Below are 13,912 nucleotides of genomic sequence, written 5' to 3'. Positions count from 1 at the left end.
CGCTGCGTCGACAACGGCCAGCGAGAGCCGTTCACCCAGGGGCGGGAACGTCACCCTCAGCGAGTGACCCAGGTGGTGACGTCGACGTCGCGCGGGTTGACGAGTTCGGAGAGCACGACCGAGGACGTGGTCTCGCCCAGCGTGCCCAGCTCCTCCAGCACCGTTTCGAGGTGGCGGGCGTCGCGGACGGCGATCGTGAGCTCGTAGCAGTTCTGGCCGGTCACATGGACGCAGGACAAGACGCACGCTGTTGTCAGCAGGCGTTCGCGGAGCCGATGAACGTCCTGCCTCGAACGGTAGTGGGGGCGTAGCGCGACACGAGCCTGGAGGCCGAGGCCGAGCCGGGCGAGATCAAGATGTGTGGTGTAGCCCTGGATCACGCCGCTGTCCTCGAGCCGGCGCAGCCTCTCGGCCACCGCGGACCGGCTCAGGGACACGCGGCGGCCCAGTTCGGCCAGGCTGGTCCGGGCGTCGAGGGTCAGCTCGCGGACGATGTCCATGTCGATGGAATCGAGGGCCGGCGTTTCGTCGGCGGGCACGGCTCAATATCTCCAGAACGGTGGTCAAAGGGGCTGAATGGCGTCATTTTTGCATGTCATGCGGGAGGTTGGGAGTAATAGCGTTCCAGTCCATGAAAGCGACTGTTCTGCGGGGCGTGGGTGACATCGAGTTGGTCGAACTGCCTGATCCGGTGCTACGCGAGCCCACCGACGCGCTGGTGCGGGTGCGGCTGGCGGCTGTGTGCGGGTCCGATCTGTGGCCGTACCGGGGCCAGGAGTCCTTCACGCCCGGCGATCGTATGGGGCACGAGTGGATCGGGACCGTGGAGGAGACCGGTCCGGAGGTCGTAGGCCTGCGGAAGGGTGATCTGGTGGTCGCGCCGTTCGCGTTCGCGGACGGCAGGTGCCCGGCGTGCCGGGAGGATGTGCCCACCTCCTGCCGGCGGGGCGGGTTCTGGGGTGGCGCCAACGATGGCGGGCAGGCCGAGGCGGTACGGGTGCCGTTCGCCGACGCGACCCTGGTCCCCGTCCGGGCCGACGTCGACGATGACCTGGCGCGGCGGCTGTTGCCGCTGACGGACGTCATGGCGACCGGCCACCACGCCACCGTCCTGGCCGGGGTCGTGCGCGGCGGGACGGTCGTCGTGATCGGTGACGGCGCGGTGGGCCTGTGCGCGGTGCTGGCCGCCCGGCGGGCCGGGGCGGAACGGATCATCTCTGTCGGCCGTCACCCCGAACGCGCCTCGCTGGCCCGGCGCTTCGGCGCCACCGACACCTACCACGCCGACGATCCGCAGACCGCCCCCTTGATCGTCGAGCGAACCGCAGGCGGAGCCGCGTCCGTGGCCGAGTGCGTCGGCGCCCAGTCCGCGCTTGACCTCGCGCTGGCCGTGGCCCGTCCCGGCGGCACCATCGGCTCCGTCGGGGTGCCCAACGGCATCACGGGGGTGAACCTCTACCGGTTCTTCCGGGCCAACGTCGGACTGCGCGCGGGGGTCGCCCCGGCACGGGTCTATCTCGACGCGCTCATAGCCGACGTGCTCGCCGATCGTCTCGACCCGTCACCCGTCTTCACCGCGGAGACGACCTTGGCCGACATCGCCGACGCTTACCGGGCCATGGACGAGCGTAAGGCGATCAAGGTCGTGGTCCGCCCATGATCATGTGTCAGAAGTGCTCCTTGGCGATGACCCCGTGCACGCCCGTCGTGCGGTCCACCACCTGCGACACCTCGAAGTTGACGGCGCCGTCGCCTACGTGTCGCGGCCCTGGTCCTCGAGGATGCCCTCGTGCGAGACCGAGTCGATGGTGACCGTCTCGCCCGATTTCATGCGGAGGGCCGGCCGGCTGCCCACCGACGGCACGTACCCCCATCGCACCTGCTCCACCGCCGACGGCAGGTAACGCTTGCCGTGGATCGGGCCTTTGCGGGGCTGGAGTATGTCCCGGGGCAGCGTCGCAGGTGGGGGGCGGAAGCGGCGCGCGCGCCGAGCAACGTTCCGCCCGTTCCGGTCACGACCGCGGCGGCGCGCAGGAAGTTCCTCCGTCCCAGCCTAGCGATCAGGGCGTCGCGCACGTCGGTCGGGTTCTTCGGCACTCTCATGCCCAAAGGGTGAAGTACGCCTGTTACATCCCCATATGCACCAGTTTCGGAGGAGGCGGAGACCGACTAGCAGACGTCCGGGGAGAGGCGGAAGACGCGGAGCTCGCGGCCGGAGCGGTCGGTGTAGCCCTGGTAGAGCGGCCAGAAACGGATGAGGGTCTCCCATGCCTGCTCGCGTTCGGCGTCGGTCAGCAGGGCGGCCGTCACAGGGATCACGCGGCCCTGGAACCGTACCGTGGCCTGCGGGGTCTTGAGGAGGTTGCCGCTCCAGGCGGGGTGATGCTCCCTGCCGAAGTTGCTGCCGACGACGAGGAACGTGCCGCCGTCCTCGGGCAGGCAGGCCAACGGGGTCTCGCGGGGCTGCCCCGACTTGCTGCCGGTGGTGGTGAGCAGCAGGTGGGGGATCATCTGGTCGCCCATGAGCGCGCGGCCGCCGGTCATCCGGTTGACGAGGCGGTCCAGCGGGGGCACGATCTTGGGCGCGATCAGGGCGAAGCCCCTGGTGCCCGCCAGCCACTGGAAGAACGGGCGTAGCGCGGTGCTGACGCGTGCCTTGACCCCGCCGCTGGGCTGCTGCTGCTCGACCACGGTGACCTCATGTCCCGATCCGGTGGGCGCTGGTGACGGGGCAAGGATAGTGCCCAAGCAAGCGATTGGTCTAGCTGCTCTTGCCGGCCTCCTGCGCCGTCTGCTCCAGGCGGCTCCAGTACGACTGCCACCACGCCTGATCCGCGGCCGGGAGGTTGCCGTTGTCCGCGCGTAGTCCGGCGGCGCCGTCGATCAGCTCTCTGACGATGTCGGCGTGGCCGGCGTGGCGGTTGGTCTCGGCGATCACATGGATCACGATCCGGTGCAGCGTGACCTCGCGGCGGTCGGCCGGCCACCAAGCGACTCGGCCGATCGCGTCCAGCGGCAGCTCATTGATCGTGGCGTCCGCGTGCGCCCAGGCCCGGTGGTACAGGGCGGTGATCTGCTCGCGGGACTCCTCGGCCGTCGCCCACATGTCCGCGTTGGGTTCCGCGTCGTCCTCGTGCCAGGGCAGCGGCTCGCCGGACGGGCGGCCGAAGGTGTCGCTGAAGTAGCCGAACTCGACACTGGCCACGTGTTTGACCAGGCCGAGGAGGTTGGTGCCCGTTGGGGTCATGGGGCGGCGGATGTCGTACTCGGAGAGGCCGTCGAGCTTCCAGAGCAGAGCCTCGCGGGCGGTCTGCAGATAGCGGTGGAGGTCGGCTTTGGGGTCCGATACGGTCATGCCGATCATTGTGTCATTTCGGGGGTTGGGTTCGTGCGAACGCGATGGGGTGCCCGGGTCGTGCTGCTCGATCGCGATGAGCGGGTCCTGCTGGTTCAGCACAGGAACGACGGCGCCATCGTGGTGCCGGGCTCGCCCGTGCGGGATCTGTTCTGGATCCCGCCGGGTGGGGGTGTGGAGGACGGCGAGGACTTCCTCGACGCCGCGCGGCGGGAGTTGGCGGAGGAAACCGGGCTGACGGAGGTCGAGTGGGGCCCGTGCCTGTGGATTCGCGACGTTCACGTGACGTGGGACGGGCGGCCGGTGCATGCGCGGGAACGATATTTCCTCGCCCGGTATCGGGGCAGGGAGGATGTCTGCCGCGCTCGTCTGGATCCCAGCGAGCGGGATGTGATCACTCAGCTTCGATGGTGGTCCCCGGGGGAGCTGACCGTTGCCGATGGTGAGACGTTGCGCCCTCCAGGACTGTCCGACCTCCTCGCCGAGGTGCTGGCCGGACGGTTGCCGGATGAACCTCGTGTGTTGAGTGCTTGAGCGTCGCGTTCCCAGGCGCTATCGGCGGGGCCACATCGCGTTGAGGCGGTCCGCCGTCGCCTGGTACGCATCCTCGACCGCCGGCGTGAGCACGACGTCCGCGCCAGGGCCGGCCGCGGCCAGGCGCTCGCGCAGCACGATGGACTCGGCCGTGTCGGCCAGGTCCAGCAGACCGCTGATGCCGGCCGCGGCGGCGACGATGTCCGTGCTCGAGCCGTTGGCGCCGCCGGCCTCCAGGGCGTCGCGTACTACGCCGGGGCTCACCACGCCCCTGCCCAGCGCGGCGGCGGCGGCCGACAGCGTCGCGACGTCGATCGGGTCGACGTCCACCAGGCGCAGCGGGACGTGCTCGGTCCGGCCGCCCGGCGCGTACAGCCGGCCCGCCAGCCGGGCGGCCGCTGCGCGCTGTCCCTGCGTGGGCGCGAGCGCTCGCCACAGCCTGCGCAGTGCGGTCAGCGCGGCGCCGTTCGCCAGAGGGCCGGGCAGGGTGGCACCGCCGTCCTCGGCGGCCTTCAACGTCAGGAGCAGTCGCTCCAACTCCTCGATCGCGCGGGCCAGGTCCTCGCCCAGGTCGGGCACCAGAACCACCCGCGGGCCCAGGCCCGTCATACGTCGCTCCGGGCACGAGGAGGAGGGGCGTCGCCGGGCGAGGGTTCGGGGGCAGACGGGGCCTTGCCGGGCCGAGATGTGAGGGCAGGCCGGGTGTCGTTGGGCGGGGGTGCGGGGGTCGGCTGGGGGGCGCTGGGCGTGGGTGCGGCGAGTCCGGTGGCTAAATGCGTGCGAGCCTCGACGGCAGCGCCGACCGGGGCGTGCGCCGGGGACAGCGGGTGCTGAAGGGGGGTCACATTCGCGAGGGTACGCCGCGCTTCGGGAGTTCGCCGGTTTCTGTGATGGTTTGTGCATATTGCTCGCTTTGGGGACCCGAGCGAAGCCGGCCGCGGCCCGGGTCAGGGGCCGTGCGCCTGATCCCGACCGGAATGCTCGGCGTCGTATGCCGCCACGGCGCGCTTGCCCGCCGTCATCCGCCACGCCTGCTCCAGCAGCGCGCCGATCTCCGCCCAGTCGGGCTCGACCTCGAGCAGCTCGACGCCGACCCACGACTTGACGTAGGCGGGGCGGAAGTAGCGTGCCGGGTCGGCGGCCATCAGCGTCTCCAGCTCGCCCGGCGGCGCCTTCACGGCGAGCGTCAGCCGACCATCGCCGTGGTGGTCGATGAGCAACCACGCGATCCGCTTGCGCCCCACCATGAACCCGACGTGCCCGAAGGAATCCTCGTCGACCACCCCGGGCAGCCCACCGGCCAGCTCGGCCAGCCGTTCCCGCACCCGCTCGACGTCCGCATCCGTCCAACCGCCCGCCATACCAGGCACCCTAGAACCCGGCACCGACAGTTCGCCCCCCGGCGCCCAGGGCGATCGGCCAGACCACGAGCAGGTATGACTCGCCGGGCCGGTTCGACGGTCGCTCGCCCCTGCGCGAACGGCCGTAAACGCGCAGGCCGTAGCGGCCGACGCCCTGGTAGGTCAGGTTAGGCGGCTCCTCGCCGCGGTCGTCCGACATGCCCTCGACCCGCATGATCCCGGTGGTCGTGACGAACTCGATCTCCTCGGTCTCCTCCCAGCTCGAGGGGGGCAAGCGAGCCCCGGACTGGTCCCACCGCACGTGCACCCCCACCACGGACCGGTCCCTGAGGGTCCTGATGACGACCGCGTCGGGCACGGCGGCGACCAGGCCCTCGGGCAACGCCGGCTCGGCGGCAGGAGGCTGGTAGGGGTTGGCGATGCGTAACCTGTGCCCCGACGCCCTGGCCGCCCCTCGTACGGGAGCGGGCGGCAGGGGAGGCTGGATCTCCCGGGCGGGGCGTCCCGGCTGGTGCTCCGGCCGAGCGTGCTCCCTGGCCCAGCGCCGGATCTCGCTGCTCTTGTCCGGCAGGCCCAGCTCTTCGGCGACGCCCACGCCGAGCTTGGCGCAGGCCTCCGGCCCCACCTCGATAGGCCAGACCGTGACCAGGTAGAACTCGAACGGCACGGCCGGCACGGCGGCGGGATGGAGGTCGCGGCCACGGGCGTGCACGCGCATGCCGTAGCGACCCGGCCCCAGCGGGGTGAGGTTGGGAAGCGCCTCAGGCGCCCCCATCATCATGCCGGATACCCGCATCTCGCCGGTGAAGGTGATCAGCTCCACCTCCTCTACCTCGTCCCATCCCTCGGCCGTGACGGCAGGAGGCGCGTCGGTGAGTTGGACGGTGACGTCCACGGCTCCGGTATGGATGCCGGTCAGGATCACGGCAGCACCGGGGGCCGACGCCGTCAGGCCGTTGGGGACGCCGGTGGGGTGGTCCGCGCCCGATCCGTCCGTCACGAGCATCTGGTGGTAGCTCACGTGGACGTCCGCCCGGGCGGACGTGGGAGATGGCGTGCTCATTCAGGGCCCTTCTCTCGGCGACCGCAGTGGAGCTCGGAAATTGGTGCTGGCACTCTTTATCGCCACGACCCTATTCTCCGCATTGTGAAACTCCTGAAGAGTGCGGCGCTCGCGTGCGTCCTGACGGCGTCCCTTGCGGTCACGGCCCCCACCGCGGCGGCCGCGTATCCGGTGAAAGACCCCAAACTCACCAAAAACTCTCTCTATGACATGGGTGCGCTGCCCATGACCACGTGCGAGGAGCCGCCGGTCAAGCGCAACAATCGCAAGCTCGCCCGCGCCTATCTGAACGCGGTCATCGCCTGTTTGGAAGACACGTGGGAGCACCACCTGTGGAACGCCGGCATGCGTTATGAGAAGGTCAAGGTCCGGCACATGGATCGGATTCCCAAGAACTACTGCGGCTTCGACGTAGGAAAAGAGGATTCCCAGGCGTGGTACTGCGGCCGTAATGGCACGCTGGTCTTCCAGCTCGGCAAGGGATGGCTCGACGACCCCTACGACCTGTGGCTGTTCGATACGGCAGCCTCCATGTACGGCTACCACGTCCAGAAGCAGGTCGGCATCGCCACCGCCATCGACAAATTACGCCACGGCAAGAAGGCGGAATACTACGAGCAGGAGCGCCGCGAGAGCCTGCAGACCGAATGCCTCGGCGGCGCCTTCATAAAGAGCGTGTGGCCGATCGGCAACAGGACGACGGACGACTGGGACGAATTCCTGGACCTCTTCGTGGGTGACGAGCCGGGCGACGAGCGTAGGTACGGCAAGACGTCCACCATCAAGATGTGGATCAAGCGGGGGTTCGCCACGGGCGATCCTGGCGCCTGCAACACCTGGACCGCCCCGTCGTCCGAGGTGGCCTGACACCCTCAGCGCCTCGCGGGAAGAGCCGACATGCGTGCACTGGTGGTGTGTGCCCTCGCCGTCCTCATGGCGGTCGCGGCCTGCGGCGACGACCCGCCGTCCAATCCCACGTTACGCACCGAGTTGCTGCAGATGTTGAAGGTTGACCAGGAGGTCCGGACGCTCGAGGCGACCGAGGAGGACTGGAACCGGGTGGAGAAGGCCAACACCGACCGCATGCGCCAGATCCTCGACGCGCACGGCTGGCCGGGCCACTCGATGGTCGGCAAGGACGGCGCGCACGCCGCCTGGGCGCTGATCCAGCACGCCGACCCCGACCTCGACCTGCAGCGCCGCGGCCTGGAGCTGATGCGCCAGGCCGTGGAGAAGGACGAGGCGGATCCCTCCGACCTGGCCTATCTCGTGGATCGGGTGCGGGTGGCGGAGAAGAAGCCGCAGGTGTACGGCACGCAGTGGGAGACCGATCCGCAGGGAAACTGGCGCCCCCGCACCCCGATCGAGAACGAGGCGGAGGTGGACGAGCGGCGCGCGGACGTCGGGCTGAAGCCCATCAAGGAATACGTGGAGGAGCTCAAGTCGCTCGAGTGACGGCTAATATATAAGCACTGTTACATCGGTGAGAGGAGCCATCCGCTTGTATCCCCCGATTGAGCCCTACGACCACGGCATGCTCGACGTCGGCGACGGCAACCTCGTCTACTGGGAGGTCTGCGGCAACCCCGAGGGCAAGCCCGCGCTCGTCGTGCACGGCGGGCCGGGCTCGGGCTGCTCGGTCAGCGTGCGGAAGACGTTCGACCCGGAGCGTTATCGGATCGTCCTGTTCGACCAGCGCAACTGCGGCCGCAGCCGGCCGCACGCCAGCGATCCGGCGACCGACCTGAGCGCCAACACGACGCACCACCTGATCGCCGATATGGAGGTGCTGCGCGAGCACCTCGGCATCGGCAAATGGCTGCTGTACGGCGGCTCGTGGGGCTCGACGCTGATCCTGGCCTACGCGCAGGCGCATCCCGAGCGTGTGTCGGAGATCGTCATCCCCGCTGTGACGACCACGCGCCGCTTCGAGATCGACTGGCTCTACCGAGGCGTCGGCAGGTTCTTCCCCGAGGAATGGGAGCGGTTCAGGCAGGGCGTGCCGGAGGCCGACCGCGACGGCGACACCTTCGCGTTGCTGGCGGCGTACTCGCGGCTCCTGGCCGACCCGGACCCCGCCGTCCGTGCGAAGGCCGCCCGCGACTGGGTCACCTGGGAGGACACGGTGATCTCCCTGGAGACCAACGGCAAGCCGAACGCCTACAGCGACCGGCCCGACGATGCCGTCATGGCCATGACACGGATCTGCTCGCATTACTTCTCCAACGGCGCCTGGCTGGAGGAGGGCGTGTTGCTGCGCGAGGCCGGGCGGCTGGCCGGGATCCCCGGCGTGCTCATCCACGGCCGCCTGGACCTGGGCGGGCCGGTCGACACGGCGTGGCACCTGGCCCAGGCGTGGCCCGACGCCCGGCTGGTCGTGGTGGACGACTCCGGGCACACGGGCAGCGAGACGATGCGGAAAGAGATCTTCGCGGCGCTGGACGCCTTCGCCTCCCGGTGAAAGGCGGAACCCCGCGGCTCGCGATCATCTGAGGCGTACGGAAGGCCTGTGCCGATCAGTGTCTTGAAAATGTCGCATATTGCGTCTCGAAATCAAGACCCGGAAAGGTGCCGGTAGAGCGTCGCGCGGGACACGCCGAGCGTGCGGGCGATCTCGGCGGCAGTGTGCCGGCCGGAGGCGTGCATGCGCCGCGCCGTCTCGACCGCCTCCGGGCTCAGCGCCCCCGGCCGGCCGCGTCGGCGTCCCACCGGGCGCGGTGCGGCGCGGCTCGGGGCCGGCTCTTCCAGCAGCCGTTCCACCCCTGACAGCACAGCGGGTCGCAGCAGGTCGGCGGGCAGGTCCGCGAACATCACGACGGGGTCGCTGAGCATGGCGAACGCCTGCACCGCCCGGATCCGCACCACGTGATCCGCGAGCGGCCCGGCGATGAGGTGCTCGGCCAGGACGGCGGCGTCTCGAAAACGCTCGAAGACAGGCTCCTCGGAGGCCAGCGCCAGGTCCCTCAGTTGCAGCCTGAGCAGGTAACGGTGGGCCAGCCACACATCCAGCAGGCCCTCGATGACGGCCCACCGCCGCCGGCGCTCGTCGCCGGCCGGCAGGCGGCCGGCCGCGTCCAGCGCCGCCTCCATGTCGGTCAGCATCGGCTCGGCCAGCGCCGCGATGATGGCGCCCTTGCTGGGGAAATGGTAGAGAACCGCGGTCTTGGTCAGCTCCAGGCGCTCGGCGATCTCGCGGATCGAGGTGGCGTGGTAGCCGCGCGCGGCGAACAGGTCGAGCGCCACCTGGAGGATCCGCGAGCGGGTGTCGTCCGTCACGCCGCCGATTCTACGCATTGCCTGACCCGGGGTCTGGAGCCTAAAGTAGGCGACTGACCGATGGTCAGGGAGGCCATGATGAGCGGGCGAATTCTGATCGCAGGGGCGAGCATCGCGGGGACGACCCTGGCGCACTGGCTGGCCAGGCACGGGCTGCGGCCCTCCCTGGTCGAGCGAGCCCCGGAGCTGCGCGTGGGCGGAAACGGCGTCGACCTGCGCGACGAGGCGATGGCGGTGGCCGAGCGGATGGGCATCATGCCACGGGCCCGGGAGGCGGCGGCGGACGTGCGGGGCATCAAGTTCGTCGACGCCGGCGACCGGGCCGTGGCCCGCATCGACATGCGACGCCTGCAGAGCGGGGGCGGCGAGGTCGAGATCATGCGCGGCGACCTGGTGAGGCTGCTCCACGCGGCGGGGGGATCGGGTGTCGAGCACCTCTTCGGCACCGCTGTCCAGGGCATCGAGCAGGACGACGACGGGGTGACGGTGTCCTTCGACAGGGGCGTGAGCAGGCGGTTCGACCTGGTGGTAGGCGCGGATGGGCTGCACTCCACGGTGCGGCGGCTGGCCTTCGGGCCCGAGAGCGGGTTCGTCCGGCACATGGGGCACTACTTCGCCTTCGCCAAGACGGACGCGGCGCTGGGGGAGGACCGTCACGTGACGATGTACAACCTGCCGGGGAAGATGGCGGGCATCTACCGATCGGGCAACCACGCGCAGGCGATGGCGTACTTCATGTTCCGGTCGGGGCCGCTGGCCTACGACCACCGCGACGTGGGGGAGCACAAGCGGCTGGTGCGGGAGGCGTTCGGGCACGAGACCTCGTGGCGGGTGCGCGAACTGCTGGCCACGGCGCTCGACGACCCCGATTTCTACTTCGACGCGTTGAGCCAGGTACGCATGCCGTCGTGGTCGTCGGGCCGGGTGGCGCTCGTCGGCGATGCCGCCCACTGCGCGGCGCCGGCCTCGGGGGCGGGAGCGGAGCTGGCGATCGTGGGGGCGTACCGGCTCGCGGAGGCGCTCGCGAACGCGCCCGATCACACGGCGGCCTTCCGGCACTACCAGGAAGGGCACAGAGCGCTGGTCAGGAGCAAGCAGCGGATCGGGCCCAACGTGCGCATGATGGTGCCGAAGAACCGCCTCGGGATGTGGACCAGAAACGTGCTGGTCCGCTCGCCGCTCGTCGGCGGAAGCACATGACAGGCCCCCGTCAGAGCGGGGCCAGGCGGGCGGCGAGCAGGGCGGCGAAGACGATCAGGGACAGCCCGCAGGCCGCCTCCAGAAGGCGTACCGCCAGGGGTGGCAGCGCTCTGCGGAGCAGGGCGATGAGGCCCGCGGAGACGAAGCACCAGGCCAGAGAGGAGGTCATGAAACCGGTGAAGAAGACGGCGAGGCCGCTCACGCCCGCATCCCGCCCCAGGACGGAGCTGACCGCCCCGGCCGCCCCCGACCAATAGACGACGTTCCAGGGGTTGCCGAGCGACATGGCCGCGCCGACCGAGAGCGGACCCCGTCGTGACGGGGTGCTGGAGGTCGCCTCGGCAGGCGGGAAGGCGGCCTCCCGCAGGGCCGTCACCCCGAGCCAGCCCAGCAGCAGGCACCCGGCCACCGTCAGCGGGACGCGCAGAGCAGGCACGGCGAACAGCGCCCCGACGCCGGCCAAACCGAGCAGCGCCCACACGGCGTCACCCGCCAGCGACCCGACCTGCACGGCGAACGCCGGACCGAAGCCGCCGCGCACGCCCCGCCGCAGCGACTCGCTGAAGACCGCACCCGGTGCCGCGTTGAACAACAATCCCACCCAGAAGGCCAGCAGGAAGATCTCGGACATGACGTTCAATCTGGTGGTAACGGCCCCGGGGCGTCTTGTCAGATGTTGACGCGACGGTAGCGGCCGGGGGTGACGGCGTACGCGGCCGTGAAGTGCCGGTGGAAATGTGCCTGGTCGGCGAACCCCAAAGCGTGGGCCACGTCGGCGACCGGCTCGCCGTGCCGCAGCCGCCGACGCCCCTCGGCCAGCCGCGCCTGCAGGTGCCACGCGTACGGCGGGCAGCCGGTGGCCCGGGTGAACGAGCGGATGAGGTGTTCGCGGGACATCCCGGCGTCCTCGGCGAGGCCGGCCAGGGACGGCGGGTTGGACAGATCGCCGCGGAGCCGGTCGAGCACGGCGGCGATCCTGCCGTCGCCGGTCCCGGCGCCGGTGGGGGCGCTGGTGCCGTCCGGGCCGCGTCGGCGGGTGGCACTCGTTCCGGTGAGGTCCAGCAGGCGCAGCAGGAGCACCGTGAGGCGCTCCTCGATCAGCGCCGGGTCGCCGCCCGGCAGGTCCCTGGCCGCCCGCAGCAGCTCAGCACGCAGGGGAGCGGAGCGGACGAGCGGGCGCTCGAAGTCCACCGGCGCGCCGCCGGTCAGCGCGGTGAGCACGGCAGGCGGCACGTACCAGCTCACGCACGCGAACGCCGTCCCGTCCGGTGTCCGCGTCGTGCAGGACTGGACCTGGCCAGGGTTGTAGACGGTCACCTCGTCCAGGTCCACGTCGAACGAGGCGCGGTCCAGACGCACGGCCTCGCGGCCACACAGGTTGGTGCTGATGACGTACTCGTCGTGGCTGTGCCGTGGGAACCCGCCGGAGGCCGGCCTGACCACGGCCAGCTGCGTGCCGTTCACGTCCCTGACCTGCTGCATATCGGAAAGATTAGGTCATATGGGAGAAACCTCCGCCTGGCTGCTCTCGCGCAGCGGCGAGCGGCGAGCGGCAAGCGCGGCGACGCCGCCCAGGAGCAGCGCGGCGATCACCAGCAGCGCGCTGACCCACAGCGGCGACCGGTAGCCGAACCCGGCGCCGATGACGATGCCGCCGAGCCAAGGACCCGCCGTGGCGCCCACGTTGAGCGCGGCCGTGGCGGACGCCCCGCCCAGGGTGGGGGCGCCGGTCGCCGCGTACAGTGCCTGCGAGATCAGCGTGGAGCCGACGGCGAACGACAGCGTTCCCTGGACGAAGACGAGCACGAATGCGACCGCCGGGAACTCGGCGGTCAGCGCGAAAGCGGCCCAGCCGAGCGACAGGGCCGGCCCACCGATGGCCAGGAGCCGCACGGGCCGCACGTCGGCGATCCGGCCGCTGATGGTGACCCCGGCGAACGAACCCAGCCCGAACAGCGCCAGCATGGCGGGCATCCAGGCCGGCTCGAGGCCGGTGACTCCGGTGAGCAATGGTGCGAGGTACGTGAACGTGCAGAAGGTCGCGCCGTTCACCAGGGCGCCGAGGACCAGCATCACCAGCAGCCGTGGCCGGCGCAGCGACCGCAACTCGGCGCGCACGCTCGGGCGGTGGGCCTCCCTAGGCGCTGCCGAAGCTCCGCCCGCCTCCGCGCCGGCCGGAGGGCCGCCGGCGGGCACCGATTTCAGCACCGCGACGATGGCCGGGATCAGGGCGAAGGACACCGCCCAGAACGCCGAGCGCCACCCCCACACCTCCCCGAGCACCGCACCCCCGGGTACGCCGGCGACGCACGCCATCGTGACCCCGCCGAGCAGGACGGACGTGGCCCGGCCTTTGGCGTTCGGCGCGACCATGCCGAGGGCGGTCGCCATGGCCACGGCCAGGAACCCGGCGTTGGCCAGCGCCGCGACGACCCGCGTGACAAGCAGCACGCCGTAGCTGGCCGTCACCGCGCCGACGACGTGGGCGAGCAGGAAGGTGAGGAGGAACGCCAGCAACGCGTTCCGTCGCGGCCAGCGCAGGCCGAGCACCGCCACCAGCGGCGCTCCCACCACCATCCCGGCGGCGAACGCCGAGGTCAGCAGCCCCGCGGCCGGGATGGACACGTGCAGGTCCCGCGCGATCCCGGGCACCAGCCCGGACAACATGAACTCGGACGTCCCTTGGGCGAAGATCGCCAGCCCGAGCAGGTAAACAGCGAATGGCATGAGAAGACTCCGCGACCACATCGTGGATCGACGACAAGGAAGCGGGCAGGCCGGATGGACGTCGCCCTGCCGCGCTGGAAAGAACCCCGGAAAACGGTGATCCGAGTGGCGAAAGCGGTCGCGGACGGCGAGAGGCCCGACCTCAAGGACGGGCGCGCCAGCGGGGCGACAACGCGAGATCAGCCACCGGACGACCGGTGGCTAGCGTCTTGACGCCTCGGGGCTGGACATGCGGACACCGTAGCACCCGGACCGGCCCGATGCGGTCCTCCCATCACGCGGACGCGCTGCCCCGATCGCCGCCGTGGTGTCGTGTTCCCGCCAGGTGACTTGAACTCGCCACCCCTGCGGCAGCTCCCGCCAGACCGGCCCGCGGACGGAAAAGCCGCAGCTAGC

The 13,912-nt window shown here is 70.7% G+C and carries 17 protein-coding genes; 6 read left to right on the top strand and 11 right to left on the bottom strand.

Annotation, left to right across the window (positions count from 1 at the left end):
• Positions 1-56: 56 nt before the first annotated feature.
• Positions 57-539 carry an Lrp/AsnC family transcriptional regulator gene (locus ACTWQA_RS33785; RefSeq protein ID WP_443163047.1) on the bottom strand — a complete coding sequence of 161 codons (483 nt, stop codon included), beginning with the start codon at positions 537-539 and terminating at the stop codon, positions 57-59.
• A 92-nt stretch (positions 540-631) separates the two neighbouring features.
• Between ACTWQA_RS33785 and ACTWQA_RS33780 the strand changes: the two genes are divergently transcribed.
• Positions 632-1,660, top strand: coding sequence for an alcohol dehydrogenase catalytic domain-containing protein (locus ACTWQA_RS33780; RefSeq protein ID WP_443163046.1), 1,029 nt, complete (start codon positions 632-634; stop codon positions 1,658-1,660).
• A 93-nt stretch (positions 1,661-1,753) separates the two neighbouring features.
• Here ACTWQA_RS33780 and ACTWQA_RS33775 read toward each other — a convergent pair whose 3' ends face one another.
• The 3 genes from ACTWQA_RS33775 to ACTWQA_RS33765 all read right to left on the bottom strand — a co-directional run bounded on the left by ACTWQA_RS33775 (position 1,754) and on the right by ACTWQA_RS33765 (position 3,355).
• Positions 1,754-1,888 (bottom strand): hypothetical protein, encoded by a 135-nt coding sequence (locus tag ACTWQA_RS33775; protein WP_443163045.1) that lies wholly within the window; start codon positions 1,886-1,888, stop codon positions 1,754-1,756.
• Positions 1,889-2,169: 281 nt separating this feature from the next.
• Entirely contained in the window at positions 2,170-2,691 is a 522-nt protein-coding gene (locus ACTWQA_RS33770; protein ID WP_443163044.1) for a nitroreductase family deazaflavin-dependent oxidoreductase, read from the bottom strand.
• Between the two features lie 70 nt (positions 2,692-2,761).
• Positions 2,762-3,355, bottom strand: a complete 594-nt coding sequence (locus ACTWQA_RS33765) for a DinB family protein (protein ID WP_443163043.1) — start codon at positions 3,353-3,355, stop codon at positions 2,762-2,764.
• 33 nt (positions 3,356-3,388) lie between these two features.
• Here ACTWQA_RS33765 and ACTWQA_RS33760 point away from each other — a divergent pair, with 33 nt between their 5' ends.
• Positions 3,389-3,889 carry an NUDIX hydrolase gene (locus tag ACTWQA_RS33760; protein ID WP_443163042.1) on the top strand — a complete coding sequence of 167 codons (501 nt, stop codon included), beginning with the start codon at positions 3,389-3,391 and terminating at the stop codon, positions 3,887-3,889.
• An 18-nt stretch (positions 3,890-3,907) separates the two neighbouring features.
• On the opposite strand, the gene ACTWQA_RS33755 is transcribed toward ACTWQA_RS33760, so the two are convergent.
• The 3 genes from ACTWQA_RS33755 to ACTWQA_RS33745 form a co-directional block, all read right to left on the bottom strand.
• Complete coding sequence (locus ACTWQA_RS33755; protein ID WP_443163041.1) at positions 3,908-4,498, bottom strand: hypothetical protein; 591 nt, start codon at positions 4,496-4,498, stop codon at positions 3,908-3,910.
• Positions 4,499-4,836: 338 nt separating this feature from the next.
• Positions 4,837-5,250 carry an MmcQ/YjbR family DNA-binding protein gene (locus ACTWQA_RS33750; RefSeq protein ID WP_443163040.1) on the bottom strand — a complete coding sequence of 138 codons (414 nt, stop codon included), beginning with the start codon at positions 5,248-5,250 and terminating at the stop codon, positions 4,837-4,839.
• A gap of 10 nt (positions 5,251-5,260) precedes the next feature.
• Complete coding sequence (locus ACTWQA_RS33745; RefSeq protein WP_443163039.1) at positions 5,261-6,313, bottom strand: hypothetical protein; 1,053 nt, start codon at positions 6,311-6,313, stop codon at positions 5,261-5,263.
• Between the two features lie 84 nt (positions 6,314-6,397).
• Between ACTWQA_RS33745 and ACTWQA_RS33740 the strand changes: the two genes are divergently transcribed.
• The 3 genes from ACTWQA_RS33740 to pip are packed head-to-tail and all read left to right on the top strand — an operon-like array spanning position 6,398 to position 8,774.
• The gene (locus ACTWQA_RS33740; protein WP_443163038.1) at positions 6,398-7,180 is read left to right on the top strand and encodes a neutral zinc metallopeptidase; all 783 of its coding nucleotides are present in this window, start codon (positions 6,398-6,400) and stop codon (positions 7,178-7,180) included.
• A 30-nt stretch (positions 7,181-7,210) separates the two neighbouring features.
• On the top strand, positions 7,211-7,768 hold the full coding sequence (locus ACTWQA_RS33735) for a DUF6624 domain-containing protein (RefSeq protein ID WP_443163037.1): 558 nt from the start codon (positions 7,211-7,213) through the stop codon (positions 7,766-7,768).
• A gap of 46 nt (positions 7,769-7,814) precedes the next feature.
• Positions 7,815-8,774, top strand: a complete 960-nt coding sequence (gene pip, locus ACTWQA_RS33730; RefSeq protein WP_443163036.1) for a prolyl aminopeptidase — start codon at positions 7,815-7,817, stop codon at positions 8,772-8,774.
• A 92-nt stretch (positions 8,775-8,866) separates the two neighbouring features.
• Here the strand turns inward: pip and ACTWQA_RS33725 are convergent, their stop codons facing one another.
• A complete protein-coding gene (locus tag ACTWQA_RS33725; protein ID WP_443163035.1) occupies positions 8,867-9,589 on the bottom strand; it encodes a TetR family transcriptional regulator in 723 nt (240 codons plus the stop codon).
• Between the two features lie 78 nt (positions 9,590-9,667).
• Here ACTWQA_RS33725 and ACTWQA_RS33720 point away from each other — a divergent pair, with 78 nt between their 5' ends.
• Positions 9,668-10,789: an FAD-dependent monooxygenase gene (locus ACTWQA_RS33720; protein ID WP_443163034.1), complete on the top strand. Its 1,122-nt coding sequence runs from the start codon at positions 9,668-9,670 to the stop codon at positions 10,787-10,789.
• 10 nt (positions 10,790-10,799) lie between these two features.
• On the opposite strand, the gene ACTWQA_RS33715 is transcribed toward ACTWQA_RS33720, so the two are convergent.
• From ACTWQA_RS33715 to ACTWQA_RS33705, 3 genes are read right to left on the bottom strand one after another with little or no spacing between them, the layout of a single operon-like run.
• A complete protein-coding gene (locus ACTWQA_RS33715) occupies positions 10,800-11,420 on the bottom strand; it encodes a LysE family transporter (protein ID WP_443163033.1) in 621 nt (206 codons plus the stop codon).
• Positions 11,421-11,458: 38 nt separating this feature from the next.
• The gene (locus tag ACTWQA_RS33710) at positions 11,459-12,271 is read right to left on the bottom strand and encodes a helix-turn-helix domain-containing protein (protein WP_443163032.1); all 813 of its coding nucleotides are present in this window, start codon (positions 12,269-12,271) and stop codon (positions 11,459-11,461) included.
• Between the two features lie 15 nt (positions 12,272-12,286).
• Positions 12,287-13,516, bottom strand: a complete 1,230-nt coding sequence (locus ACTWQA_RS33705; RefSeq protein WP_443163031.1) for a Cmx/CmrA family chloramphenicol efflux MFS transporter — start codon at positions 13,514-13,516, stop codon at positions 12,287-12,289.
• Positions 13,517-13,912: the final 396 nt, after the last annotated feature.

It is taken from the genome of Nonomuraea sp. 10N515B, from assembly GCF_052245915.1.
Classification (GTDB): domain Bacteria; phylum Actinomycetota; class Actinomycetes; order Streptosporangiales; family Streptosporangiaceae; genus Nonomuraea.
Note: the sequence above shows the minus strand (reverse complement) of the source record. Positions and strands in the feature narration are given on the sequence as shown.